Source organism: Micromonospora sp. DT44 (assembly GCF_049841635.1).
Taxonomy (GTDB): Bacteria; Actinomycetota; Actinomycetes; order Mycobacteriales; family Micromonosporaceae; genus Micromonospora.
Genome location: NZ_JBNCKS010000016.1, coordinates 56,557 through 82,540, shown reverse-complemented (window position 1 = coordinate 82,540; position 25,984 = coordinate 56,557). Strand labels below are relative to the sequence as shown.

Sequence of the window (25,984 nt, the reverse complement as noted above, 5' to 3'; positions counted from 1 at the left end):
GTGTTCGACACCGTACTGGTCGCCAACCGCGGGGAGATCGCGCTGCGGGTGGTCCGGACCTGCCGGGAGATGGGCATCCGCACGGTGGTCGTGCACTCGACCGCCGACCGGGACTCCGCCGCCGTACGGGCCGCCGACGACGCGGTGCAGATCGGGCCGTCGGCGCCGCGGCGCAGCTACCTCTCGGTGCCGGCGATTGTGGAGGCCGCCCTGGCCAAGGGTGCGGACGCCGTGCACCCCGGGTACGGGTTCCTCTCCGAGGACCCGGACTTCGCGGAGGTGTGTACCGAGAACGGGCTGGTCTTCATCGGGCCGCCGGCGGAGGTGATGGCACGGGTCGGCGAGAAGGCCGCCGCCCGGGCCGAGATGGCCGCGTGCGGGCTGCCGATGCTTCCGGGCAGCGCCGGCACGGTCGACTCGGTCGCGGACGCCGTCGACCTGGCGGACCGGATCGGGTATCCGCTGATCATCAAGGCGGTCGCCGGGGGCGGGGGGCGCGGCATGACGGTGGTCCGGGAACGCCGGGACCTCGTCGGGGCGTACCGCGCCACCCGGTCCACCGCACAGGCCGTCTTCGGCGACGGGCGGGTCTACCTGGAGCGGTACTGCGACCAGGCCCGTCATGTCGAGGTACAGATCGTGGCCGACGGTTTCGGCAACGTCCAGCACCTCGGTGAGCGGGACTGTTCGGTGCAGCGCCGCCACCAGAAGCTGGTCGAGGAGGCCCCGGCGCCCAACCTCCCCGAGTCCCTGCGTGCCGAGATGGCGGCCGCGGCGGTCACCGGGGCCCGGCACGTCGGGTACGTCGGCGCCGGCACGTTCGAGTTCGTGGTGTCGGACGGCCGGTTCTACTTCATGGAGATCAACTGCCGGATCCAGGTCGAGCATCCGGTCACCGAGATGGTGACCGGGGTGGACCTCGTCCGGGAACAGATCCGGGTCGCCGCCGGCCTGCCCCTGTCCCACCGGCAGACCGATCTGGCGACCCGGGGCGTCTCGCTCGAGTGTCGGGTCAACGCGGAGGACCCGGAACGGGGATTCGTGCCGACGGCGGGGCTGCTCGACGAGTTCCTGCCGCCGGCGGGTCCGTTCACCCGCGTCGACACACACGCCTTCCCCGGCTGGCGGGTGACCTCGGACTACGACTCGCTGCTGGCGAAGGTCGTCGTCTGGGCGCCCGACCGGGAGCAGGCGATCGCCCGAATGGACCGGGCGTTGGCGGAGTTCCGGGTCGGCGGACGCGGCATCCGCACCACCGTGCCGGTCCTGCGTCGGGTGCTCGCCGAACCACGGTTCGTCGCCGGCGAGCACGACACCGCCCTCATCGCCAATCTCCGCCAACCGTCCGCGGCCGTCTGAGCCGCCCGTCCCGACGAGGAGACGACATGACCATCCCCACCGCAACCCGGCCGCTGTTCGACCCGGCCTTCCTCCGCGATCCGTACCCGATCCTTGCCGCCCTGCGCCGGGACGCCGCCGTCCATCCGGTGGAAACACCGAACGGTCTGCGGACCTGGCTTGTGGTGCGCTACGACGACGCGCGAACGCTGCTGAACGACCCCCGGCTGAGCAAGGACATGAGCGTCGGCCACGGACTCATCCCCGGCAACTTCGTCGACGAGGAGAAGCGGGCGGAGTTCCTTCGAGAGTCGGGCACTCGGCGGCAGTTCGCCGCCGAGCTGAGCCGGCACATGCTGGACAGCGACCCGCCGGACCACACCCGGCTGCGCGGGCTGGTGGGCCGGGCCTTCACCGCCCGGCGGGTGGCGGCGCTGCGCCCACGCGTGGTCGAGCTGGTGGACCAGCTGCTCGACGCGGAGCCCGGACCGGAGGTGGAGCTGATGGCGGCGCTGGCGTTCCCGGTGCCGTTCACGGTCATCTGCTGGCTGCTCGGCGTGCCGCCGGCCGACCGGGAGAACTTCCGTACCTGGTCCAACCTGCTGGTCTCCGGGACCGGCGGGGACGACGTCCTCGACGCCAGCCAGGCCATGGTGGACTATCTGCGCCATCTGATCGCCGCGAAGCGCCGGGAGCACGCCGACGACCTGCTGGGCGCGCTGGTCGAGGCGAGCGACGGCGGCGATCGGCTCACCGAGGACGAGCTGATGGCGATGGCGTTCCTCCTGCTGGTCGCCGGCCACGAGACGACCGTCAACCTGATCGGCAACGGCACGCTCGCCCTGCTGACCCACCCGGAGCAGCGCGCCCGCGTCGTCGCGGACCCGTCGCTCTGGCCGGCGGCGATCGAGGAGTTCCTCCGCTTCGACGGCCCGGTGACCAACGCCACCTGGCGCTTCACCACCACGGACGTCCGGGTCGGCGACGTCACCATCCCGGCGGGCGAGTTCGTCACCATCTGCCTCGGCGCAGCCGGCCGGGACCCGGAGCGGTACAAAGCGCCCGACGTCCTGGACGTCACCCGGCCCCAGTCGGCGAACCTGGCCTTCGGTCATGGCATTCACCACTGTCTCGGCGCGCCGCTCGCCCGGATGGAGGCGGAGATCGTGCTGAGCCGGCTCTTCGAGCGTCATCCGGACCTCCGGCTGGCGGTGCCGGTGGAGAACCTGCGGTGGCGGTTCAGCCTGATGCTTCGGGGCCTGGAGCAGCTTCCCGTGCTGCTGGGCTGAGATCGACGAGGGGAAGGGGCCGCCGGTGGGTGGCCCCTTCCCCTCGTCCACGTGCCGATTGCTGGTGGGTCAGGACGCCGGGACGGCGCCCACGTCGATCACCTGGCCGGACACGGCTGCGGCCGCCGGGCCGACGAGGAGCGTGACCAGCGCCGCCACCCGTTCCGGGTCGCCCGGGTCGCCGGGCGCCGACGTGACGAGGTTCGTGGTGACGCCGAACGGTGCCAGCTCCAGCGCTGCCGTGCGGGTGAAGCCACCCAGCGCCGCGCGGACGGCGCCCTCCGCGCGGGTCACGGTGACCACACGGCCCGCTCCGGCGCGGGTCATCGGTTCCATCGTGGCCCTGGTCATCAGGAACAGGCCTCGCAACTGTCGCTCGACCGACTCGTCCCAGGCTGCGTCCGACAGCTCGCAGAGTGGCCCCGGCGCGGCCGGCCGGACGACGGTGACGAGCACACCGGGGTCACCCAGCGCTGAGCACACCCGCTCCATCGCCGCGGCCACCGCGTCGGGATCGTCGACGTCCGCGTCGATCGCCAGTGACCGCACCGGCAGTTCGGAGAGCCGGCGCATGGCGTCCGCGCACGCTGGCGAGGCGGGGCAGATCAGCGCGACGTCCGATCCGCTCTCCGCCAGCCGCACGGCCACGGCGGCGCCGAGGTCGTCGAGGTCGGTTCCGGACACGATCGTCGTACCCGGCACGTCCGGCCCCCTCACCGCGGTCACGGGTGACCACCGTCGACATGGATGGTCTGGCCGGTGATGTACGACGCGTCGGGCCCAGCCAGGAAGGCGACGACGCCGGCGATGTCGTCCGGGGAACCGACCCTCCGCAGCGGCACCCGCGCCGCCGTGTCGTGGCGGAACGCGTCCGGTTCGAGGCCCATCCGCCGGGCGGTCTCGTCGGTCATGGGGGTGGAGATGAAACCCGGCGCGATGGCGTTGACGGTGATGCCGTGCGGACCGAGTTCGGCGGCGAAGGTGCTGGTCAGCCCCTGCACTGCGGCTTTGGCCGTCGAGTAGTTGGCCTGGCCGAGGTTGCCCCGGGCCGCGATGGAACTCAGGTTGACGATCCGGCCGCCGCCCTCCGGCACCATGTGCCGCTGGGCCGCCCGGGTGCACAGGAACGCGCCCCGCAGATGGACGCGCAGCACCGTGTCCCAGTCCTGTTCGGTCATCATGAAGAGCAGGTTGTCCCGGATCACCCCGGCGTTGTTCACCAGCACGTCGACCCGGCCGAACGCGTCCACCACGCGGGCGAACGCCGCCTCCACCTGGTCGGCGGCGGCGACGTCGCAGGCGATCCCCACCGCGCGCCCGCCCGCCGCCCCGATCGCGTGGACCGTGGCGTGGGTGTCGGAGGCGCTGCGGTCGAGCACCGCCACCGCGGCGCCGTCCGTTGCCAGACGGCGCGCGGTGGCGGCGCCGATGCCTCGTCCCGCGCCGGTGACGACGGCGACGAGGGGTGGTTTCCGGTTCATCTAGCCGGCCGCCGCGTCGACCAGGCTCTTCGGACGCATGTCGGTCCAGTGTCGCTCGATGTGGTCGAGACAGGCAGCCCGCGTCGTCGGGCCCTCGGCAACCCGCCAACCGCCCGGCACCGGGGCTGAGCTGGGCCAGAGTGAGTACTGGTGCTCGTCGTTGAGCAGCACGAGGTAGGTGCCGTCCTCGTTCTCGAAGGGGTGGGGCACAGCGCTCCTTCCTTGCCGCGGTGGGTCCGTCACCCGAGGCGCCGGTCGGCGGCGGCGCCGGCGGTGGCCACGGCCGCGCGGTCGGGTTGCAGGGACACCGGCAGCGAATGCATGCCGTGCAGGATGGTGGAGTAGATCCACTGCTCGGGGCCCGTCTGCGTCATGTCGCCGACCATCCGACGGAGACCGTCCAGGACGGCCTCAACCTCGATCTTGGCAAGGTGGGCGCCGAGGCAGTAGTGCGAGCCGAAGGCGAAGGTCAGGTGCTTGTTCGGCTTGCGGGCCAGGTCGAAGCGGTCCGGGTCGGCGAATATCCGCTCGTCCCGGTTCGCGGAGTAGATCCAGACGCTGACCGGCTCACCGGACCGGATCGGTTGCCCGTTCACCACGACGTCGCCGGTTGTCATGCGACCGCCGTGCAGCGACGGCACCGTCCACCGCAGGACCTCGTCGGCGGCAGTGCCGAGGTCGACCTCGCCGCGCTTGAGTGCCTGCCACTGGTCGGGGTGCTCCATGAGCGCGAGCACGCTGCCGGTGATCGCGTGTCGACCGGTCTCGTCGCCACCGATCATGAGTCCGTAGCAGTTGGCCATCAACTCCGCGTCGTCGAGCCGCTCGCCGTCGACCTGGCTGTTGGCCAGCAGACTGACCACGTCGTTGTGGGCGCTGTCGCGGCGGCTGCGGGCGAGGTCCGAGAAGTACAGCAGGATCTCGTTCTTCGCCGCCCAGCTATCCGCCGGCGGCGCGTCGGCGTAGTCGGAACTCCACGCGTGCGCTGTCAGGCTGAGCAGGTACCGGCGGTCCGAGTGGGGGACGGCGAGAAGGTCGCAGATGGCGCCGAGCGGGATGCTGCCGGCGACGTCGTGCGCGAAGTCGCACTCGTCCCGGCTGAGCGCCTCGGTGAGCAGCTTCTCCACCGTCTGCCGGACGGACTCGCCGATGTCACGCAGCATGCGCGGTGAGAACGCCCTCATCAGGATGTTGCGGATCTGCGCGTGCCGTGCGCCGTCGGTCACGGCGAGCATCGTCCCGGCGGCGGAGTCGCCGTTGGTCAGCAGGCTGCTCAGAGCATTGCCGTCCTCCGTGGTGAAGTGCTCCTTGTCCTTGTAGACGGCCATCGCGTCCTCGTGGCGGGTGATCACCCAGAAGCCCGGCTGGCTGCCACGCTCCGACTGCCAGTAGAACGGCCGTTCGGCGCGCAGGTAGCGCCAGACCTCGTCGAGTTCGTTTTCGGCGTGCAGTCGCGGGTCGGCGAGGTCGATCTCCTCGAGTTCGTCGGGGGAGACCATGCGTCTTCTGGTCACGTCGTTCCTCCTACTGGCCGAGGGGGCGGGCGACCGCCGCCAGCTTCTCGATGGTCGGGTTCTCGATGAGTTGCCTCGGGGTGATCGCCAGGCCGAACTCCCGGGCCTTCTGGATGACCGGAATGGCGAGCAGGCTGTTGCCGCCCAGCTCGAAGAAGTTCCCTTCCACGGGCACCTGCGGGACCTGCAGAATGTCGGCGAAGATCGTGCGGAACGCCTCCTCGGCCGGCGTGCTCGGCTCGCGTCCGGAGGCCGGACCGCGATCCGGCGCGGGCAGCGCCCGGCGGTCGAGCTTGCCGTTCGGCGTCACCGGGAACGAGTCGACCACGGCGTACGCGGTGGGGACCATGTGGTCGGGGAGGAAGCGGCCGGCGAACTCCCGGAGCTCGGCGGCCGCCGGCGCCGCGTGGTCGTTCGTGATCACGTACGCCACGATCTGCTGGGCGCCCGGCTGGTCCTCGCGCACCACGGCGACGGCCCGGTCCACCGCCGGATGCCCGGCCAGCACCGCTTCGATCTCACCTAGCTCGACCCGGAAGCCGCGCACCTTCACCTGGTCGTCGACCCGGCCGTGGAACACCAGGTCGCCGTCCGGCTTCCGGGAGACCAGGTCGCCGGTCCGGTACATCCTCGAGCCGTCGGCGGCGAACGGGTCCGCCACGAACCGCTCGGCGGTCAGCGCGGGTCGCCGCAGGTAACCGCGGGCCAGCAGGGCGCCGCTGACGTACAGCTCACCCGGCGTTCCCGGGGCGACCGGGCGGAGCGCGTCGTCCAGGACGTGCACGGTGGCACCGGGGATGGGGTGGCCGATCGGCGGAGCCACCGCTCCGGACAGCGGTCCGGTCATGGTGGCGCAGACGGTCGTTTCGGTCGGCCCGTAGGCATTGATCATGCGACGGCCGGGGGACCACCGGGCCACCAGGTCACCCGAGCAGGCCTCACCCGCCACGAGCAGGCTACGCAGTCCGGGCAGGCCGCTCGGGGACACGCTGCCCGCGGCCACCGGCGGAAGGACGGCGTGGGTGACCCGGTGTTCGGTGACGACCGTGGCCAGCGCCTCGCCGGCCAGCGTGCCCGGTGGCGGGATCACCAGCGCGGCCCCGGCCGCGAACGTGGCGAGCAACTCGAACACGATCGCGTCGAAGCTGGGCGACGAGAACTGCAGGACGCGGCTCTCCTCGCCGACGGCCATGCGCTCGCTGTTCGCCGCCGCCAACGTCCCCACGCCGCCGTGGGTGACCGCCACGCCCTTCGGTGTGCCGGTCGAGCCCGAGGTGTAGATGACGTAGGCCAGACCGGCGGGGGACGGTGGAGCGAAGGCGTCGGCGAGGCCGGTCCCGGGCAGGTCGTTCAGCGTGGCCGTGGTGTCCGGGTCGTCCAGCATGACGAGCTGTGGCCCGGTGGGCAGCCGAGTCGCCGCCGCCGAGGTGCCGCACACCAGGCTCGGACCGGCGTCCCGGATCATGAACGCGATGCGGTCGGCCGGGTAGTCCGGGTCCACCGGGAGGAACGCGGCGCCAGCCTTGGTGACCGCCAGCATCGCGACGACCATGTCGGCGGAACGGGGCAGGGCGAGCGCGACCAGCCGCTCGGGGCCGGCGCCGAGGCCGACGAGCAGCCGGGCGAGGCGGTTGGCGCGGCGGTCGACCTCGGCATAGGTGAGGAGCGCGTCCGGGAGGACGAGCGCGGTGCCGCCGGGCCGCCGGCGCGCCTGTCGTTCGAAGACGGTCGCCAGCGTCTCCGTTGGCGCCGGCGTCCCGTCCCGTCCGGCGGGTTCCGGCTCGTCCGGGCGCAGGGCGAGGCGGGCGAGTGGGTCGTCGGTGAGACCGCGGCGGAGTTCGGTGTCAGGGGTCATGACGGTTGCTCACTTCCTGATCGAGGGTGAAGGAGGCCGAGCCGGCGCACCTGCCGGCGGTCGACCTTGCCCGAAGCGGCGACGGGGAGCCGGTCGCAGCGCACGAACACCACCGGCGCGTGCTTCGCGGTCATCGCCGTGGCCACGTGCCGGCGGAGGGCGTCGGCGTCCCAGGTGTCGCCCGCGCGCGGTACCACGGCGGCGTGGACCTGCTCGAGGCCGTTGTCGTCGCGGTACGCGTAGACGCAGGCGTCCACCACGTCCGGGTGGTTGGTGAGGACGTGCTCCACCTCAGCCGGGTAGACCTTGACGTCCCCGGCCTTGATCACGTCACCGATCCGGCCGGACAGCCGCAGGTAGCCGTCGGCGTCCAGTCGTCCCAGGTCACCGGTGCGCAGCCAGCCGTCCCGGAGGACCTGCGCGGTGAGGTCCGGATCGTCCAGGTAGCCGGTCATCATGTTGGTGGAGCGCACGCAGACCTCGCCCAGCTCGCCGGGACCGAGCACCTGGGCGGACTCCGGGTCGCAGATCCGGATCGCCACGTCGGGGCTCGGCCGCCCGACGGTGTCGAGGAGGTCCGGCCGGTGGTGATCCGCCGGACTCAGGACCGTGATCCGGCCGGCCTCGGTGGTGCCGTAGTTCTGCGTGAGCGCGTGACCCAGGAACGGCAGCGCCCGGGCGAGTCGGGCCGGTGACGCGGGGCAGCCCACGTACAACAACTGCCGCAGCGACGTCAGGTCGGTGTGCGGCAGGTCCGGGTGGTCGAGTAGGGCATAGAGATTCGGTACGCCGATCATGGTGCCGGTGACCCGGTGCCGCGCGATCTCCCGCAGCACGGTGCCGGCGTCGAAGCCGTCGTGGAGCAGCACCGTCCCGCCGGCCGCGAGCATGATGTCGACGACCAGGCCGACGGAGTGGCTGAGCGGACTCACCGCGAGGAAGGTGATCGCGGCGTCGGTCGGGACGGCGGAGGCCGCCCAGAGGACGGTGGCGTTCCATCCCTCGAAGGGCATGCACACCCCCTTCGGCTGGCCGGTGCTGCCGCTGGTGTAGGTCACGTTCACCGTCCGCGGCCGCCCCGGTGCGACGGCGGGTGCCGGGGCGTCACCGGTCGGCGTCGGGACGTCGGGAACGGTCAGGAGACGCAGCCCGGGCCGCGCCGCACCGAGCCGGGCCGAGTTTTCGGCGTGCTCCCCGTCCGACACCAGCACGGACGCGTTCGTCTCGCGCAGCATCCGGGCCTGCGCCTCGGGGGACAGGCCGGGGCCGCTGGTGCCGGGCGTGACGCCGCTGACGTGGACCACCGACGCGCCGAGGAGATGGGCCGCGTACCGGGTGGTCAACGTCGCCGGCCGGTTGCCACCGATCAGGATCCCGACCATGGCGCCGGGTCCGGTCCCGAGGTCGCGTAGGGCCACCGCGGTGGCGTGCACGGAGGCCGCGAACGACGTCCCGGAGAGGGCCTGGTCCCGCCACCGCAGGACGGGCGCGTCGGCACGGCGGCGGACGACGTCGACTATCCGGGTGACGTAGTGCTCCGCTGAACGGGGTAGGTCGAGATCCGCGTCGGGTTCGGGCACTGTCGCCGACTCCTATCGGGCTGGTGACTCTCTGCGGTGCCGCGCCTCGGCGGCTCGCAGCGAGCATGCGGATCCGGCCTCGACGTTCGCTCGATTACCGCTGGCCTCCCCGGCGGCGGCGGTTTCGAGTCGGGCTCGAGCGGGGTGCGCCACTGTGGGGCACCCCGCGGGGATGCCGCGCGGATGTCGGCGGGTGCCGGCTCGGCCATGTCTGGGAAGGACTTCGCCATGCATCGTCTCCGTGCGGCCCTCGTCGCCGCTCTCGTCGCCGCCCTCGTCATCGACCAGGCTCTCGCCGGCGCGGTGCCGGCACACGCCGGGATCCGGACGACCGCGACACCGGCCCCCGCGCCGGTCACACTCGACGCGGCGCAGATCGAGTTGCGGGCGAGCCGGACCGCAGCGCCGACGGCCACCCGGTGCGCCGACTCGCCGGGCATCATCCAGATCAAGGTTGACCTGGCCGGGCAGGCGGTCAGCCCGGATCCGCGCCTCTCCGGCGCGCTCACCATGCGGACGTCGGTGATCTTCTCGGTGCGGACCGGGATCGGCCGCTCGACGGGTGACGTGGTGATCAAGGATCCGACGTCCGGGCGGGTGAAGGTGCGGGCCACGCTCGTCCAGCTTGAGACGGAGGGCGCGGCGAAGTTCGACGGCGTCCTGGTCGGCGTGGCGCTCGACCAGGACGACACAATCTCGCAGCTGACGGCGCTCTACGCCGGCCGGGTGGACGTCGACGCGGGCACCCTGATCGGCAACGTCGGCGCGGACGCGCCGGTCGCGCCGGTCGCGCCGCACGATTCCGGCGTCTGCTCACCGGGACCTGCCGACCGGTGAGCTGAGCGGCGCGGATCTCAGCCACCGGTGCCCGCCGGCCCGACGGCCGGCGGGCACCGCTGTCGTTTCGTCAACGACCCGGGAGGTACGAGGCACCATGACAACGCAGCACGACATCGACCCGGCCCGGCGCAATCGGAGATCGGAATCGTCGGAGCAGGCGGTGCGCGGGCTCGTCGCGGAGATCCACAATGGTCACCGCCTCGATCGGCTCGACGCCTACTACGACCCTGCCGGCCCGGACCACGATCCGCGGCTGGCCCCGGTGCCCGACGGCCGCCGGGCGTTCTGGCGCGACCTGGTTACCGGCTTTCCCGACCTGAGCGTGACGGTCGAGACGTTGGTTGCCGACCACGACCGGGTGATGGCCTTCCTGACCTGGCGCGGTCGGCAGCACGGTGAGTTCGCCGGGCGTCCCGCCGACGGGCGGCCGCTGGAGCTGCACACCAGCGAGTTGTTCCGCCTCGGAGCGGACGGGCGGGTCGTGGAGCACGCCGCCGTGGTCGACTATTCGATCCTGCGGATGTTCGGCGTGCGGCCGATGCGTGAACCAGGGCCACCGCGACCGGGCCTGTCCGGGCCGCACACCCCGGTGGAGCGCGCCAACGCGGCGCAGATCCTCGCGGCCTACCGCGAGGTGCTCACCGAGCACCGGCTGGACCGCGCCGACACCTACTACGAGGACGACTACCGCCACCACAACGCGCAGGTGCCGGCGGTGCCCAACGGCGTCGAGGCGTTCCGCGCCTACTTCGCCGGCAACTTCGCCGCGTTTCCCGACCTGACCGCGACGGTCGACCACATCCTGGCCGTGGGCGACCGCGTGATGGTGTTCGCGACCTGGCGCGGCCATTTCACCGGACTGTCACGGGGCCGGCAGCCGACCGGCAAGCGGCTGCTGATGTACACCTCGGACGTGTTCCGGATGGTGTCGGGCCGGGTCGCCGAGCACTGGGAGGTCGTCGACTACTCCGGCCTGGAGAACGTCGGCATGACCGTCCGGCGGCCCGCCGGCGGATGACCACGGCACCACCCGCCGACGGGCGGCCCCCGCCGGGGGCCGCCCGTCGGGCGACGGCGGATCAGTCGACGGGGGACGGCGTCTCCGCGAACTGGGCGGCGTACAGGCGGGCGTACGTCCCGCCCGCGTCGAGCAGCTCGTCGTGCGACCCGCGCTCGACGATGCGGCCGCCGTCCATCACCAGGATGATGTCGGCGTCGCGGATCGTCGACAGGCGGTGGGCGATGACGAAGCTGGTCCGTCCCTGCCGCAGCGAGTGCATGGCCTTCTGGATGAGCACCTCGGTACGGGTGTCCACCGAACTGGTGGCCTCGTCGAGGACGAGGATGGAGCGGTCGGCGAGGAATGCCCGGGCGATGGTGATGAGCTGCCGTTCGCCGACGCTGACCGTCCCGTTCTCCTCGTCCAGCACGGTGTCGTACCCCTGCGGCAGCGTCCGGACGAACCGGTCGACGTGGGTCGCGCGGGCGGCCTCGACGATCTGCTCGCGGGACGCTCCCGGCGCGCCGTAGGCGATGTTCTGCGCGATCGTGCCGCCGAGGAGCGTGGACTCCTGCAGGACCATGCCGATGTGGGACCGCAGCTCGTCGCGCCGCATCCGGGCGATGTCCACGCCATCGAGCAGGATCCGGCCCTGGTCCACCTCGTAGAAGCGCATCAGGAGATTGACCAGCGTCGTCTTGCCGGCGCCGGTCGGACCGACGATGGCGATGGACTGCCCGGGATCGACCGGCAGCGTCAACCGCTCGATCAATGGGGCGTCCGGGGTGTAGCTGAACGAGACCTCCTCGAACTCGACCCGGCCACGGACGCGTTGCGGGCGGAGCGGCGGGGTCGGGTCGGGCGCCTGCTCCGGCTCGTCGAGGAGGGCGAAGACGCGTTCGGCGGAGGCGATCCCCGACTGGATCACGTTCGCCATGCTCGACATCTGCCCGAGCGGCGCGCTGAACTGGCGCGAGTACTGCATGAATGCCTGGACGTCGCCGATGGAGAGCGCCCCGGCGGAGACGCGCAACGCGCCAACGACCGCGACCAGGACGTAGTTGAGGTTCCCGACGAACAGCATCACCGGCTGGATCGCACCGGAGACGAACTGTGCCCGGAAGCTGGAACTGGTCAACGCGTCGTTGTGCCGCCGGAACGTCTCCGCCGCCTCCCGCTGCCGACCGAACACGGTGACCAACGCGTGGCCGGTGTACATGTCCTCGATGTGTCCGTTGAGCCGTCCGGTGACCGCCCACTGGCTGCGGAAGTGCGCCTGGGCGCGCCGGCCCACGACGGCGGCGAGGTAGATGGAGGCGGGCAGCGAGACCAGGGCGATCACGGCGAGCAGCGGGGAGATGACGCACATGACGACGAGGACGCCGATCACCGTGATCACGGAGTTGACGATCTGGCTGAACGTCTGCTGGAGACTCTGGTTGACGTTGTCGATGTCGTTGGTCACCCGGCTGAGCACCTCGCCGTGCGGGTGCCGGTCGAAGTAGGCGAGCGGCAGCCGGGCGAGCTTCGTCTCGGCCCGGTCGCGCAGCCGGTGACCGGCCCGCTGCACCACGACGGCGGTAAGCCGGCCCTGCACGAGGATGAGCAGGGCGGCCACCAGGTAGACGGCGGCTGCGAGGAGAAGCACGTCGCGGATGCGGGCGAACTCGACGCCCTGACCGGGCACCGCGTGTGCGGCGCTGATCGCGTCGGCCTGGGCCCGCTGGCCGCGTGCGCGTAGCAGCTCCGCCGCCTCCGCCGTGGTCTGGCCGGCGGGCAGCCGACCCGCGACGAAACCGGCGAAGATCAGGTCGGTGGCGTGCCCGAGCACCTTGGGCCCGATGACCGACAGGGTGACGCTGACCGTGCAGACGACCAGCGAACCGGCCATCAGCCAGCGTTCGGGCAACAGCATGCCGAGCAGCCGCCGGGCGGTGCCGAAGAAGTCGTCGGGGGTGGCCCGGCCGCCGCGCTGCCCACCCCGGCCGGGCGCGGATCCGCCGGCGGGCCTGCCCTGCGGGTGACGGCCCTGGGTCACCGGGTGTGCGGGCCTGGTGTCGGTGCCGGCCATCAGGCGGCCTCCATCTCGGTCTGCTGGGAGAGCACGATCTCCCGGTACGTGGAGCAGGTCCGCATCAGCTCCCGGTGGCCTCCGGAGCCGACGACGCGACCGTCGTCGAGCACCACGATCCGGTCGGCGTCACGGATGGTGCTGATGCGCTGGGCGACGATGACGACCGTCGCGTCCGTGGTCACCTCGGACAGTGCCGCCCGCAGTGCCTTGTCGGTGGCGTAGTCGAGGGCGGAGAACGAGTCGTCGAAGAGGTACACCCGCGGTCGCTGCACCAGGGTGCGGGCGATGGCGAGGCGTTGACGCTGCCCTCCGGAGACGTTCGTGCCGCCCTGGGCGATCTCGGCGTCGAGGCCGCCGGGCATCCGCTCCACGAACTCGCGGGCCTGTGCGATGTCGAGGGCCTGCCACAGGTCCTCGTCGGTGGCGTCCGGCCGGCCGTAGCGCAGGTTGCTGGCGATGGTGCCGGCGAAGAGGTAGGGCCGCTGCGGCACCAGACCCACCAACGTGGACAGCAAACCCCGGTCGAGCGTCCGGACGTCGTGCCCGCCGATCCGGACGCTGCCCGCGGTGACGTCGACGAGACGCGGGACGAGGTTCAGCAGGGTGGTCTTGCCGCTGCCGGTGCTGCCCACGATGGCCGTGGTCCGGCCGGGGCCGGCCTGCAGGTCCACGCCCCCGAGCACCGGTTGCTCGGCGCCGGGGTAGCGGAACTCGACCGCGCGCAGCTCCAGGTCGGCCCGGAGTGGAGGAGCCGTCACCGGCTCGGCCGGCGGCTCGACCTGCGAGCGGGTGTCGAGCACCTCGAGGATGCGCTCGGCGCACACCTCGGCCCTGGGCACCATCATCAGCATGAACGTCGCGGACATGACGGCCATCAGGATCTGGACCAGGTAGGTGAGGAACGCGGTCAGGGAGCCGACCCCGAGACTGCCGTCGGCGACCCGGTGGGCGCCCAGCCACAACACCGCCACGGACGAGCCGTTCATCACCAGCAGCACGGTCGGGTACATCAGTGCCATCAGGCGGCCGACGCGTAGTGAGACCGCCGAGATGTCGGTGTTGATGGCGGTGAAGCGGGCCTGTTCGGCCTCGTCGCGTACGAAGGCCCGGATCACCCGGACGCCGTTGATCTGCTCCCGCAGAACCTTCGTCATCCGGTCGATCAGCTGCTGCATGAGCCGGAACTGCGGGCTCAGTCGGCTGAGGATCGCCGCGACGCCGACCCCGAGCGTGGGCACCGCGACGAGCAGCACGAGCGAGCTGGGCACGTCCTGGCGTAGGGCGAGGATGATGCCGCCGAGGCAGGTGATGGGCGCGACGACGATCAGGGTGAGGGCCATCAGCACGAGCATCTGGACCTGCTGGACGTCGTTCGTGCTGCGGGTGATCAGTGACGGGGCGCCGAACCGGCCCATCTCCCGGGCGGAGAAGGTGAGCACCCGGTTGAAGACGCTCTCCCGGACGTCCCGGCCCACCTGTGCGGCGACCCGGGCGCCGAGGTGGACGGCGATGAGCGAGCCGACGATCTGCAGGGCCGACACGCCGAGCATGATGCCGCCGGTACGCATGATGTAGGCGGTGTCGCCGGGAACGACCCCGCGATTGATCACGTCGGCGTAGAGCGTGGGCAGGTAGAGGGTCGCGGCGGTCTGCGCCAGTTGGAGCAGCAGCACGAGCGCGACGGCTTGGCGGTACGCGGGTAGGTGGATGCGCAGTAGCCGCATCAGCATGGTGACTCCAGTCGGAGTGGCTAGTGCACGTCGGGCTGGGCGCCCGGCAGACCGAGTTCCGTCGAGAAGCGGTCGACGACGGTCAGCAGGAAGCGGCGGATGATCGCCTCATCCGTCGGCACGACGTGGTCGAAGAGTTGGTCGAACTCGGCGGAGAGCTTGGTCGCCGAGAGGGACAGGCGTTGCCGACCGGCGTCGGTGAGGTGCAGGCGGATGACTCTGCGGTCGGTGTCGGAGCGGCGGCGCTCGATCAGGCCGTCGCGCTCCAGGGTGTCCACCACGCCGGTCAGGGTGGATGGGGTCACCATCGACGCCTGGGCGATCTCCTTGGCCGTCCGGCCGTCCTCGGATCCGAGGTGCAGGAGAACGTTGAACGCGGTCCAGCCGATGCCGAGGCGTTCGTTGAGCAGCCGCACCCACATGCTGCCCGACAGCCTGGCCGCGGTGGCGAACAGCTGGCCGACGGACTGCTCGGACAACGGCACGGGACGGCCGGGCACGGGCAGGTCGCGGTTGTTCATGGCCTGATTGTTGGGCCTCGAACTAAATTCGTCAAGTGCGCTTCCTGGTGGAGTCGCTGCGCGGGGTCAGTGCTCGTCGGGACGCGTCTGGAGTCGGGCCAGGCTGTCCACGTACTTGATGAGCAGCCGGGCGAACTCCAGACGGTCGTGGTCCGGCCAGTCCCGCGTGATGTGCTCGTAAGCCGATCGCTGGTGGTGCCGGAAGTCGGTGAGCATCTCCCGGCCGGCGGCGGTGAGCTGGAGGATGGTTCGCCGCCCGTCGACCTGGGAGGCGGTTCGGAGCAGGTATCCCTCGCTGATGCAGTCCGACACCAGCCGGCTGGCGGCGGACGGGTCGATGCCCAGGCGCTCGGCGATCACTCCGACCGTGACCTCTCCACCCTCCCGGGTCGAGCCCTCCTCGGTGACGCCCAGCACGAGGCTGCGGCTGAGGTCCTTGCGGGCGATCGGCTTCTCGGCGTTGAGCGCGGCTCCCCTGCGGAGCCGGGAGAAGGCTGGCCCCACCGCGTCGAGCAGGCCGGACGCCTGTGTCTCATCCTGCTGCGGGCCAGTTTCCATGCGCGATTCCTCGGTGAGCGGCGACGGAAAGATCGGACCCGACCGTACCGCATCGCCCGGTGACGTGTGTAAGCTGTCCAATGAATGCATGACTACATGCATATGTTGGATCGTAGTCCGGAGCTGGCGACGCCGTCCGGCGTGCGCCCATCGCCTCCAGTAGGGGAGAAATCATGCGCATCGTCCGCCACCACGAGCACGGGGGGCCCTCGGTGCTTCGGATCGAAGAGACGGACACGCCCCGGCCCGGCCCGGGTGAGGTGCTGATCCGGGCCGAAGCCATCGGTGTCACGTTCGCGGAGGTCCAGCGGCGGCAGGGCATCCGCATCGGCGGTCACGCCGACCTTCCGGGCAGCCCGGGCGGTGACGTCGCCGGCGTCGTCGAGGCGCTCGGCGAGGGTGTCACCAACGCCCGGATCGGCGACCGGGTCGTGGTGGACGTCCATCACGGCGCGTACGCGGACCACGTCGTCGTGGACGCGTCCTGGCTGATCCGGATCCCGGCGGAACTGGACGCCGCCGAGGCCACCCTGCTGCCTAGTCCGGCGCAGACCGCATACCACGCGATCAAGGAGTCGGGGCAGCTCAAGCCCGGTGAGACGATCCTGATCGACGCGGCGTCCGGCGGTGTCGGACACCTCGCCGTGCAGATCGCCAAGGCGATGGGCGCGGGCAAGGTCATCGCCACCGCCAGCACCCAGGCGAAGCTCGACTTCGTCCGCGACCTCGGCGCCGACGTCACCATCAACTACACCGACGACGACTGGGACCAGCAGGTGCTCGCGGCCACCGACGGCCGCGGCGCGGACGTCGTCCTGGAGACGGTCGGCGGCGACATCCTGACCAAGAGCGTCCAGCTCACCGCCCAGTTCGGCCGGCTGGTCTTCTACGGCTCGGCGAGCGGCAACGTCCAGCCGATCCACCCGCTGACGCTGAGCCGGATGAAGACGGTCGCCGGCTTCGCGCTCTACGCGATGATCTACAACCGGCCCGAGGCGATCGCCGCCGGCCAGCGGGACCTGCTCGACATGGTCACCTCCGGCCGGGTCCGTCCGATCGTGCACACGCGGCTGCCCCTCGACGAGGTGGTCAAGGCGCACGAGCTGATGGAGGCCCGTACGCAGCTCGGAAAGGTCGTGCTCATCCCCTGAGGAGCCCGCCACCCCTGATCGACGGCGCCGGTCGTCGCCCTCCGGGCGCGACCGGCGCTTCGCGTCGTTCCGAGGACCAACGGGTCTCCAGGTGGTCTCGAGCGGGCCTTGAGGGTGGGCGGCGAGGGTGACGGGACGGCCATCCATCGAGGGGACGACCATGACCGAGAACACGCAGCAAACCCTGATCGAGCCGACCGTCACACGCGATGTCGCGGACCGGCTGGTGGGGACGTGGACCACCGAGCTGGACAACGACGGCACCCCGGTCGTCGGACTGTCCTCCTTCGCCGCCGACGGCGGGGTCATCCTCACTCAGCTGAACGCGAAGAACATCGGACTCGGCAACTGGGTCGCCACCGGTCCCGACACCTTCGCCTACAACGCGCACATCCTCGCCGCCGACGAGGCCGGCGGGTTCAAGGGCACCGCGCACATCCGGGTCTCCGGCACGTTCGACTCGGCGACCGGGTGGACCGGCTCCGGTGGCGCCACCTTCCACGATCCGCAGGGCCGGCCGCTGCGGAGCCACGACGGGTCCCGGGTCACGGCCGTCAAGTTCGGTGTCGAGAACTGACGCGCAGGACGCCCGGACCGACCCGTCAGGAGTGACGATGCCAGAACCAGCACGCGGCACGAGTGTTCTGCCCGCCGTCCGGCCGGCCAGGTGGCACGCGTTGAGCGGCCGGCTCGGCGGCGACCTGGTGCTGCCCGCCGACCCGGCGTACCAGGCGGCGCGGCAGTTGCAGCAGATGGAGTTCGACCAGATCGCACCGCTCGCGGTCGCGTACTGCTCCTCCGTGGACGACGTCCGCACCTGCCTGCGCTTCGCCCTGGAACACGAGATTCCGCTGCGGACCCGCAGCGGGGGGCACAGCCACAACGGCTGGTCGACCGGGGAGGCGCTGGTCGTCGACCTGTCCCGGATGAACGCGGTGTCCGTTGGCCCGGATCGTGTGTCGCTCGGGCCGGGTACGCGGTCCGTCGACGCGCTCGACGCGCTGCGGCCCCTGGGACGGCAGATCGTCACCGGGACGTTCCCGACCGTGGCGGCCGGCGGCTTCCTCACCGGCGGCGGGCTGGGCTGGCAGACCCGGCGGTTCGGGGTCGGGAGCGACCGTCTGGTCGCCGCCACGGTTGTGCTCGCGGACGGGCGGGTGGTGCACTGCTCCGCCGACGAGTCGCCCGACCTGTACTGGGCGCTGCGCGGCGGTGGCGGCGGCACCTTCGGGATCGTGGTGGGCTTCGAGATCCGCCCGGTGGACGCTCCGCTGCTCGTCCGCTACGACACCGTCTGGAGCCTGGACCGCGGCGCCGAGCTGGTCGCCGCCTGGCAGCAGTGGTGTGTGGACGGCCCGGACGAGCTGGGTTCCTCCCTGGTGGTGCTGCCGGCGTTCCGCCCCGGTGACGCGCCGACCGTCCGGATCTGGGGGGTCCACCTCGGGGCTCGCGCCGACGTGGAGCGGGGGCTCGCGAGCCTCGCCCACCGGGCGGGCGCCCGACCACTCACCAGCGCGGTCGGGGATCCGGAGCCGTACTCCGACGCGATGCATCGGAGCCTCTGCGGCGAGGCCACGGTGGCGCAGTGCCACCGGACCGGCACCGGGCCGGAGGCCAAGGGCCACCGCCACCCGATGACGCTGCGGACCTACCGACTCACCGACCGGGCCATGACCGGCGACGAGGCGGCGACGGTGCTGGCCGCCTGGGATTCCGGGCTGAACCAGGAGCGGTACCTGCTCTTCATCGCCCTGGGCGGGCAGGCCAACCGGATGTCCCGGACCGAAACCGCCTACGTGCACCGCGAAGCCCGATTCCTCGCCGGCTACCAGTACGCCATCCGCGCGCCCCACCCCGACCGCGACCAGGTCGCGGCGGGGCAGGCGTGGAACGACCGGGCGGCAGCCGCCCTCGCCCCGATGGCCTGCGGTTCGTACGTCAACTTTCCCAGCACCCGCCCGGAGCCGGACTGGCGAACGGCGTTCTTTGGGGAGAACCATCCCCGGCTGGTGGAGGTGAAGCGTCGTTACGACCCCGACAACGTCTTCCGGCACCCACAGAGCGTGGGGGTGTGAGCCGTGACGGGACGACGGTGGAGCTGGAGGGCCGTCGGCCGGAGGCTGGCCGAGGGGATGATCGCGGTCGGCTCGTATCACCTCGGCCTGCCGGCGCCGGGCCTCACCTGGCGGGCCGACGACGAGCTCGAGCGCGCGTTGTGGGCCCAACTGCCGGAGGTGCGGCGGCTGTTGCGGTCGTTCGGTACGGCCGGCTCCGCGCCCGGGGACGGCCGGTCGTGAGCACGGCGGGGGTGACGGCGGAACGCGACGCGGGCGCCATCGCGGCCACCGGGGACAGGGGGCCGCGGGATCGGCAGTTCGCCGCTGTGTTCGCCCTCGACCTGTGGGAACGGTTCAGTTTCTTCGGGCTGGCCACGATTCTCGTGCTCTATCTCGTCGCGCCAGTCGCCGAGGGCGGCGCCGGACTGCCGGCGGTGGACGCGACGGCGGTGTTTGGCGCGTACATGTCGCTGGGTTTTCTTGCCGGCCTGCCCGGCGGGTGGCTGACCGACCGGCTCCTCGGACCCCGGCGGGCCGCGATCGCCGGCGGCGCGCTCGTCGCGGCCGGGCACCTGACGCTGGCGGTGCCGGCCACCGCGGCGACCTACCTGGGGCTGCTCTGCGTGGCCGGTGGCACGGGCCTGGTGAAGCCGGCCACCGCGGCGCTCGCCGCGCTGACCCGCCGCGGGCGGGCGAACACGCAGGCGACGTTCTCCCTCTTCTATCTGGCGATCCAGGTGAGCGCGCTGCTGGCTCCGCTGGTGGTCGGAACCGTCGCCGAACGGGTCGGCTGGCACGCCGGGTTCGCGGTCGCCGGCGCCGGCATGGTCATCGGCCTGGTCTGGTTCGCGGTCGGCACGCGCGGCGGCACGGCGCGACCGCCGGGTCCGTCGGCTCCGGCCGACCGCCGGCGCTCCGCCCGGTACGGCGCCGGCACGGTCGCGGTCGTCGTGACGGTGGCCCTGCTCGCCGCGAACGGGCTGGTGACCGCCCAGCAGGTGCTGGTTCCGCTGGGGCTGGCGACGCTCGCCGCACCCGTGACGTTCGTGGCGTACCTGCTGCGCGGGGAGCGGCTCATTGGACCCGACCGGGGGCGCACCACCGGCCTGGTGGTCCTGCTCGCCGCCTCGTCCTGCTTCTGGATGATCTTCGCTCAGGACGCCTCCGTCCTCGGCGTCTTCGCCCGCGACGACGTCGACCGCGAGGTGGCCGGACGGCTGCTGCCGGCCGCCTGGTTCCAGGCGCTGCATCCGCTGTTCGTCCTGCTGCTGGCTCCCCTGTCGGCCTGGTGGTGGGGCCGGCGGAACCGGCCGCCCCGGGCGTCGGGATTCGCCGTCGCCCTGGCGCTGGCCGGGGGCAGCTTCGTGCTGATGGCGGCGGCCGGGCGTGGCGCGGTGTCGCCGTGGTGGCTGGTGGGTGCCTACCTGCTCCAGGCCGGCGGGGAGATCGTGGTCGGGCCGGTCGGTCTCGCCCTGGCCGTACAGCTCGCGCCACCCGGCCGCCGGGGGCAGTTCCTCGGCCTGTACGGGCTGTTCGCGGCCTTCGGAGTGGTGTTGGGCAACCAGCTGTACCGACTCACCGACGTGCTCCCGCTGCCGCTCTACTTCCTGTCCTGCGGCGCGGCGGTGATGGCCGTCGGCGTCCTGCTCGCGGCCGTGTCGCCCTGGGTCGACCGGCTGATCCGGGTGGGAGGTGCGGCGGCGTGAGCCGGGTACGGTGGGCCCGCTCGGGGCCCGCTCGAGAGCCGCTCGACGGCGGGTGCGTCCCGGACGCCGACCGTGCCTCAATGAGCGGCATGCAGATCCATAGCCTCGACGGGGACGACCCGGCGACCATCGACCTCCTCCTGCCCGGCTTCCGGGAGACGATGCGGCAGGACCTTCCCGACGACCCGCCGGTGTCGGCGGCGCTGCTGTCCCGGCTGCTCCAGCGGCGTCGCGGCGCCGACCGGTTGATCCTCGCCGCCGTCGACTCCGACGGCGTTCCGGCCGGGTACGCGAAACTCGGCCTGGACCTGGGTGCCGACCTCGACCGGGCGCACGGCTCCCTGTGGGTGTTTCCCGCGTACCGCCGCCGGGGTGTCGGCCGCGCGCTGGTCGCCGCGGTCCGGGAGGAGTTGCGCGGGCGGGGCCGCGACATCCTGCTCGTCGACGCCCCCCACACGCCCGCGGCGGAGGCGTTCGCCGCCGCGGTGGGCGGCCGGCGGGTGGCGACGAACCTCCGCAGCCGGCTCAGGCTGACCGACTGGACCGCAGAAGACGCCTTGGCCGCCGACCCGGCCGCCCTCGGGGTACGCCTGGTGCGGTGGACCGACCGTTGCCCGGACGACCTGGTCGAGCAGTACGCGCGCGTCTGGGCCCGCACCGACGCCGCGGTCAACGGCCAGGCCGGCGCGGCCGGGGTCACCGCCGCCGACGTCCGCGTCGCCGAGCGGCAGGCTCTCGGCAGCGGGCACCGCCAGTACGCGGTGGCCGTCGTGGACCTGGCCGGCGCCGGCCTCCTCGGCTACAGCACCCTCTTTGTCCGGGACAGCCCGATGGCCGACTCGGGGCAGATTATGGTGCTGCCCGAGCACCGCCGGCGTGGCCTGGGGACCGTGCTGAAGACCTCGCTCATCGACTGGGCCCGGAGCGAGAACCAGCACGTCGCGTTGCTGCAGGCGTGGAACGCGACGGACAACGACGCGATCCGCGCGCTGAACCGCCGGCTCGGCTTCCGGGTCGACCAGCAGTGGTCCACCTACCGGGTGGCGACGTAGCGCGCCGGTCGATCGAGCGGAACTCCAGCGTCCGACGACCGCCGCGTCCGAGCATTCCTGTGCCGTACCGAGAAGGGGAGACCGTCGATGAACGAGAGCCGGGTGCCGGTGTTGGTGGTCGGGGGCAGCCTCGTGGGCCTGTCCAGCGCGTTGTTCCTCGCCCATCACGGGGTGAGGTGCCTGCTGGTCGAGCGTCACCCGGGCACCTCGGTGCATCCCCGGGCGGTGGGCTACTACCCGCGCACGGTGGAGCTGCTGCGCGGCGTCGGCCTGGAGGAGACGGTGCTGAAGGCGGCGTCCGGCTTCGCCACCCACCGCACCCGGGCGGGCCTGGTGTCGCTGGCGGGCGACGAGCTGTTCAGTCACGAGGAGATGGACGGCGACGACGAACTTGCCGGGGTCACGCCGTGCCGCCTGCTGCTGCTCACGCAGGACCGGCTGGAGCCCCTGCTGCGGGCGCGTGCCGAGCAGCTCGGCGCGGACCTGCGGTTCGGCGCCGAAATGGTGTCGTTCGCGGCCGACGACGACGGCGTGACCGCGGAGGTGGTGGAGGTCGCCACCGGCGTACGACACCGGGTGCGCGCCGACCACCTGGTGGCGGCCGACGGCCCGCGCAGTGCCGTCCGCGAGGCCCTCGGCGTGCCGCGCAGCGGTCGCGGGGTGCTGTCGCGGCACGTGAGCATCGCCTTCACGGCCGACATGGCGGCGGCGCTGCGCGGTCGGCGGTTCAGCGTCGTGCACGTCCAGAACCCGGAGGTGCGCGGCATCCTGGTACACGACGACACGCTCCGGATGGGCACGCTGATCGTCGAGTACGACCCGGCGCGGGGCGAGAGCCTCGACGACTTCACCGATCGGCGGTGCACGGACCTGGTGCGGGCGGCGATCGGCGTGCCGGGCCTGCCGGTCGAGATCCGGTCCCGGTTCCCGTGGGACATGGCCCAGCAGACGGCGAATCGTTACGTCGACGGTCGGGTGCTCCTGGCCGGCGACGCGGCACACGTCATCCCACCCACCGGCGGGTACGGCGCGAACACCGGCATCGCCGACGCGCACAACCTGGCCTGGAAGCTCGCCGCCGTACTGGCCGGGACGGCCCGGCCCGCGCTCGTGGAGACGTACGACGCGGAACGCAGGCCGGTAGGCGAACTCGCCGCCGCGCAGGGGTCGTTGCAGCTCGCCGTCCGCTCCCGCACGGCCACCGAGGCCGAGCAGAAGGCGGTTCTGGACGCCCAGGCGGTCACCATGGGCTACCGGTACGGCGCTCCCGACGATCGGGTGGCCGACCCCGGCACGCGGCATGCGGAGACCGGCACCCGTGCGCCGCACGTGGTGCTGGTCCACGGCGGCCGGACGACGTCCACCCTGGACCTGTTCGGCAACGGGTTCACGCTGTTGGCCGGAGCCGGCGGCGCTGACTGGTGCACGGCCGCCTCGACCGCCGCCGCAGGCCTCGGCGTTCGGCTGGCCGCACACCGGGTCGTTCCGGCGGGCGTCGCGTCCGGACCCGACATCCTGCACGACGCCGAGGGCGCCTTCGGCGCGGCGTACGCGCTCGCGGACGACGGCGCGGTCCTGGTGCGTCCGGACGGCTTCGTCGCCTGGCGCTCGGACGGATCGCAGCCGGGACCCGCCGGGACCGGGGCGGATCGGGTGACGGCGGCCCTGCGCCGGGTCCTCGCCCGCTGACGTCCGCACCTCGACCTGTATGTCATCGGAGAACGAGAGGCTTGGCGTGACTGAGAACTACGACACGGACGTGGTCGTCGTCGGAGGAGGGCCGGTGGGCACGATGCTCGCCGCCGAACTGCGGTTGGCCGGCGCCGGGGTGATCCTGCTGGAACGGCTGCCCGAGCGGTCGCCCCACTCCAAGGCGTTCGGCCTGCACGCCCGCTCGCTGGAGTCCCTGGACCGCCGCGGTCTGGTCGAACGGTTCCGCGACGGGGCGCGCACCTGGAACAACGGCCACTTCGCCGGGCTGGACGTGTGGGTGGACTTCAGCCTGCTCGACAGCAGCCACGGGTACGCCCTGCTGAGCGAGCAGGCGCGTACCGAGGAACTGCTGGAGGCGCACGCGGTCGAGGCTGGCGCGGACATCCGTCGCGGCCGGACGGTGACCGGGCTGACCCAGGACGCCGACGGTGTCACCGTGTCGGTCGACGGCCCGGACGGCGGATCCGTTCTGCGGTGCCGCTACGCGGTCGGCTGCGACGGCGGCGCGAGCGGTGTGCGCAAGGCCGCCGGGATCGGTTTCCCGGGCACGGGCGGGCGGGTGACCGCGCGGCTCGGCGACGTCCGCCTGGCCGACCGGGACACCGCCCCGATGGGCATGGAGCGGACCGATCACGGGCTGCTGTTCTGCGTACCCCTCGACGACCGGTACCACCGGGTGGCCACCTTCGACTTCAACCCGCCGGACAAGGCGGCGGACGAGCCGCTGACGCTCGACGAGTTGACCGCGAGCATGCGACGGATCTGGGGCACCGACCTCGGCGCCCACGACGCCCGGTGGCTCTCCTGGTTCACCGACTCGGCCCGGCAGGCGGACCGGTACCGCGAAGGCCGCGTCCTCCTCGCCGGCGACGCCGCGCACATCCACTTCCCGGTCGGCGGTCAGGGGTTGAACCTGGGCCTTCAGGACGCCTTCAACCTGGGGTGGAAGCTGGGGGCGGAGATCGCGGGGTGGGCGCCGGCGGGCCTGCTCGACACGTACGACGCCGAGCGTCGCCCGCCTGCCCACCAGGTGCTGCAGAACACCCGCGGCCAGATCGCCCTGATGAACCCCGATCCGGACGTGACGCCACTGCGGGAGCTCGTGGAGAACCTGATGCGGATCGACGACGCGAACCGGGTCATCGCGGAGATGCTGTCCGGCGTCGCGGTGCGGTACGGCCTCGGTGGCGAGGGCGCCCACCCCCTGGTCGGCGGATTCGGCCGGGACCTCGTCCTGCGCACCGACGACGGCGAGACCAGGACCGCGGAGCTGCTCCGCGCCGGCGTCGGCGTCCTGCTCGACCTGGCCGACAACCCTGGCGTACGCGACGCCCTGGCCGACTGCCCCGGCGCGGCGGGCCGCGTGCGTCACGTGGTGGCGACCAGCAAGGAGGAGCCGGACCTGGCCGGCCAGCTCATCCGCCCGGACGGTTACACCGCCTGGGCGGCGGACCGGAACGCGGACCCGGACCGGGTCCGGGCGGAGCTGGCGGCGGCGCTGCGGCGCTGGTTCGGCGACAAGTGACCTTGCTGGCCGGTGGATGCCGGCCCTTCGAGAACGGATTCCTGGCATGCGAACCGATCTAGGCGACAAGGTGGTGCTGGTGACCGGCGCCAGCTCGGGCATCGGGCGGGCGACGGCGCGCGCCTACGCCGAGGAGGGCGCGCGCGTCGCGCTGACGTACCACACGAACGCGTCCGGTGCGGAGGAGACGGCCGCCCAGGTGGCGGCGGCCGGTGGCAAACCATTGGTGGTCCGGTACGACCTCGCCGACCCGGAGGTGATCCGGGCAGCGGTCGACCGGGTGGTGGCGGAGTGGGGCGGCGTCGACGTGCTCGTCGCCAACGCCATCTCGTGGGGCGATGCCATTCCCCGGCCGGGTCGCGAGCGCCGGCCGTTCGAGGACGTCCCGGTCGAGGAGTGGCGGGAGGTGCTGCGGTCGACGGTCGAGGCGGTCCACCACACCGTCCAGGCGGTGCTGCCGTCGATGCGTGGCCGCCCCTGGGGTCGCATCGTCACGCTCGGCGCCGGCTTGGCGGATGTGGGCATGGCGGGAGCGGGTCCGTACGGCGCCGGCAAACTGGGCGTCTTCGGCCTGGTCCGTAGCCTCGCCTGGGAGCTGGGCCCGGACGGGATCCTGGTGAACATGGTGGTTCCGGGCCAGACCCTGACCGAGAACGTGCGCCGGCACATGCCACCGCCGGCGTTGGAGCAGAAAGCCCGGTCGCTGCCGTCGGGCCGGATGTCCACACCGGAGGATGTCGCGGGCGTGGTGGTGTTCCTGGGCTCCGCGGCGAACGGCAACGTGACCGGGGAGACCGTGCGGGTCACCGGGGGCACCTGAGATCCGGCCGCGACGACGACGCGAACGGATTGTATGTGTGATAACATACAAGCATCTTCCGTGACTTCACCGGAGGTCCCCGCCCGCACCTACCCCCGTGGTGCACGCGGATGACCGATGCGGCGGCCGGTCGGCCCTCCAGCCGACCGGCCGCTGTGGTGTCCGCCCCCGTCGGGCCGA

The 25,984-nt window shown here is 72.3% G+C and carries 23 protein-coding genes; 13 read left to right on the top strand and 10 right to left on the bottom strand.

The window, feature by feature from the left end:
• Both ACLQ25_RS12005 and ACLQ25_RS12000 read left to right on the top strand, forming a co-directional pair.
• A complete protein-coding gene (locus ACLQ25_RS12005) occupies positions 1–1,359 on the top strand; it encodes an acetyl-CoA carboxylase biotin carboxylase subunit (RefSeq protein ID WP_425730958.1) in 1,359 nt (452 codons plus the stop codon).
• Between the two features lie 26 nt (positions 1,360–1,385).
• A complete protein-coding gene (locus ACLQ25_RS12000; protein WP_425730957.1) occupies positions 1,386–2,627 on the top strand; it encodes a cytochrome P450 family protein in 1,242 nt (413 codons plus the stop codon).
• A gap of 69 nt (positions 2,628–2,696) precedes the next feature.
• Here ACLQ25_RS12000 and ACLQ25_RS11995 read toward each other — a convergent pair whose 3' ends face one another.
• Genes ACLQ25_RS11995 through ACLQ25_RS11970 form a run of 6 tightly spaced genes read right to left on the bottom strand, consistent with a single transcriptional unit; the run spans position 2,697 to position 9,057 of the window.
• Positions 2,697–3,353: an SDR family oxidoreductase gene (locus ACLQ25_RS11995; RefSeq protein ID WP_425730956.1), complete on the bottom strand. Its 657-nt coding sequence runs from the start codon at positions 3,351–3,353 to the stop codon at positions 2,697–2,699.
• Entirely contained in the window at positions 3,350–4,108 is a 759-nt protein-coding gene (gene fabG, locus ACLQ25_RS11990; protein WP_425730955.1) for a 3-oxoacyl-ACP reductase FabG, read from the bottom strand. Before fabG ends, ACLQ25_RS11995 begins: the two co-directional genes overlap by 4 nt.
• Positions 4,109–4,318, bottom strand: coding sequence for an MbtH family protein (locus ACLQ25_RS11985; protein WP_425730954.1), 210 nt, complete (start codon positions 4,316–4,318; stop codon positions 4,109–4,111).
• A 29-nt stretch (positions 4,319–4,347) separates the two neighbouring features.
• The gene (locus ACLQ25_RS11980) at positions 4,348–5,622 is read right to left on the bottom strand and encodes a cytochrome P450 (RefSeq protein WP_425730953.1); all 1,275 of its coding nucleotides are present in this window, start codon (positions 5,620–5,622) and stop codon (positions 4,348–4,350) included.
• 10 nt (positions 5,623–5,632) lie between these two features.
• Positions 5,633–7,477 (bottom strand): amino acid adenylation domain-containing protein, encoded by a 1,845-nt coding sequence (locus ACLQ25_RS11975; RefSeq protein WP_425730952.1) that lies wholly within the window; start codon positions 7,475–7,477, stop codon positions 5,633–5,635.
• Entirely contained in the window at positions 7,474–9,057 is a 1,584-nt protein-coding gene (locus ACLQ25_RS11970; RefSeq protein ID WP_425730951.1) for a class I adenylate-forming enzyme family protein, read from the bottom strand. Before ACLQ25_RS11970 ends, ACLQ25_RS11975 begins: the two co-directional genes overlap by 4 nt.
• A gap of 228 nt (positions 9,058–9,285) precedes the next feature.
• Here ACLQ25_RS11970 and ACLQ25_RS11965 point away from each other — a divergent pair, with 228 nt between their 5' ends.
• Positions 9,286–9,894, top strand: a complete 609-nt coding sequence (locus ACLQ25_RS11965; RefSeq protein WP_425730950.1) for a hypothetical protein — start codon at positions 9,286–9,288, stop codon at positions 9,892–9,894.
• A 97-nt stretch (positions 9,895–9,991) separates the two neighbouring features.
• Positions 9,992–10,915 carry an ester cyclase gene (locus tag ACLQ25_RS11960; protein WP_425730949.1) on the top strand — a complete coding sequence of 308 codons (924 nt, stop codon included), beginning with the start codon at positions 9,992–9,994 and terminating at the stop codon, positions 10,913–10,915.
• Positions 10,916–10,976: 61 nt separating this feature from the next.
• Here ACLQ25_RS11960 and ACLQ25_RS11955 read toward each other — a convergent pair whose 3' ends face one another.
• From ACLQ25_RS11955 to ACLQ25_RS11940, 4 genes are all read right to left on the bottom strand, one after another.
• The gene (locus tag ACLQ25_RS11955) at positions 10,977–12,968 is read right to left on the bottom strand and encodes an ABC transporter ATP-binding protein (protein WP_425730948.1); all 1,992 of its coding nucleotides are present in this window, start codon (positions 12,966–12,968) and stop codon (positions 10,977–10,979) included.
• Positions 12,968–14,701 carry an ABC transporter ATP-binding protein gene (locus ACLQ25_RS11950; RefSeq protein ID WP_425730947.1) on the bottom strand — a complete coding sequence of 578 codons (1,734 nt, stop codon included), beginning with the start codon at positions 14,699–14,701 and terminating at the stop codon, positions 12,968–12,970. The genes ACLQ25_RS11955 and ACLQ25_RS11950 overlap by 1 nt, the downstream gene beginning before the upstream one ends.
• A gap of 20 nt (positions 14,702–14,721) precedes the next feature.
• Complete coding sequence (locus ACLQ25_RS11945; protein ID WP_425730946.1) at positions 14,722–15,222, bottom strand: MarR family winged helix-turn-helix transcriptional regulator; 501 nt, start codon at positions 15,220–15,222, stop codon at positions 14,722–14,724.
• Positions 15,223–15,288: 66 nt separating this feature from the next.
• Positions 15,289–15,780: a MarR family winged helix-turn-helix transcriptional regulator gene (locus ACLQ25_RS11940; protein ID WP_425730945.1), complete on the bottom strand. Its 492-nt coding sequence runs from the start codon at positions 15,778–15,780 to the stop codon at positions 15,289–15,291.
• A 173-nt stretch (positions 15,781–15,953) separates the two neighbouring features.
• Between ACLQ25_RS11940 and ACLQ25_RS11935 the strand changes: the two genes are divergently transcribed.
• The 9 genes from ACLQ25_RS11935 to ACLQ25_RS11895 all read left to right on the top strand — a co-directional run bounded on the left by ACLQ25_RS11935 (position 15,954) and on the right by ACLQ25_RS11895 (position 25,804).
• Positions 15,954–16,931 carry a quinone oxidoreductase family protein gene (locus ACLQ25_RS11935; protein WP_425730944.1) on the top strand — a complete coding sequence of 326 codons (978 nt, stop codon included), beginning with the start codon at positions 15,954–15,956 and terminating at the stop codon, positions 16,929–16,931.
• Between the two features lie 160 nt (positions 16,932–17,091).
• A complete protein-coding gene (locus tag ACLQ25_RS11930; protein WP_425730943.1) occupies positions 17,092–17,508 on the top strand; it encodes a hypothetical protein in 417 nt (138 codons plus the stop codon).
• 37 nt (positions 17,509–17,545) lie between these two features.
• The gene (locus ACLQ25_RS11925; RefSeq protein ID WP_425730942.1) at positions 17,546–19,006 is read left to right on the top strand and encodes an FAD-binding oxidoreductase; all 1,461 of its coding nucleotides are present in this window, start codon (positions 17,546–17,548) and stop codon (positions 19,004–19,006) included.
• 3 nt (positions 19,007–19,009) lie between these two features.
• A complete protein-coding gene (locus ACLQ25_RS11920) occupies positions 19,010–19,228 on the top strand; it encodes a hypothetical protein (RefSeq protein WP_425730941.1) in 219 nt (72 codons plus the stop codon).
• On the top strand, positions 19,225–20,694 hold the full coding sequence (locus tag ACLQ25_RS11915) for a peptide MFS transporter (RefSeq protein WP_425730940.1): 1,470 nt from the start codon (positions 19,225–19,227) through the stop codon (positions 20,692–20,694). The genes ACLQ25_RS11920 and ACLQ25_RS11915 overlap by 4 nt, the downstream gene beginning before the upstream one ends.
• An 89-nt stretch (positions 20,695–20,783) precedes the next feature.
• Positions 20,784–21,746, top strand: coding sequence for a GNAT family N-acetyltransferase (locus tag ACLQ25_RS11910; protein ID WP_425730939.1), 963 nt, complete (start codon positions 20,784–20,786; stop codon positions 21,744–21,746).
• An 87-nt stretch (positions 21,747–21,833) separates the two neighbouring features.
• The gene (locus ACLQ25_RS11905) at positions 21,834–23,435 is read left to right on the top strand and encodes an FAD-dependent monooxygenase (protein ID WP_425730938.1); all 1,602 of its coding nucleotides are present in this window, start codon (positions 21,834–21,836) and stop codon (positions 23,433–23,435) included.
• A gap of 46 nt (positions 23,436–23,481) precedes the next feature.
• Positions 23,482–24,984 (top strand): FAD-dependent monooxygenase, encoded by a 1,503-nt coding sequence (locus tag ACLQ25_RS11900; RefSeq protein WP_425730937.1) that lies wholly within the window; start codon positions 23,482–23,484, stop codon positions 24,982–24,984.
• 46 nt (positions 24,985–25,030) lie between these two features.
• Complete coding sequence (locus ACLQ25_RS11895) at positions 25,031–25,804, top strand: SDR family NAD(P)-dependent oxidoreductase (protein WP_425730936.1); 774 nt, start codon at positions 25,031–25,033, stop codon at positions 25,802–25,804.
• Positions 25,805–25,984 lie beyond the last annotated feature (180 nt).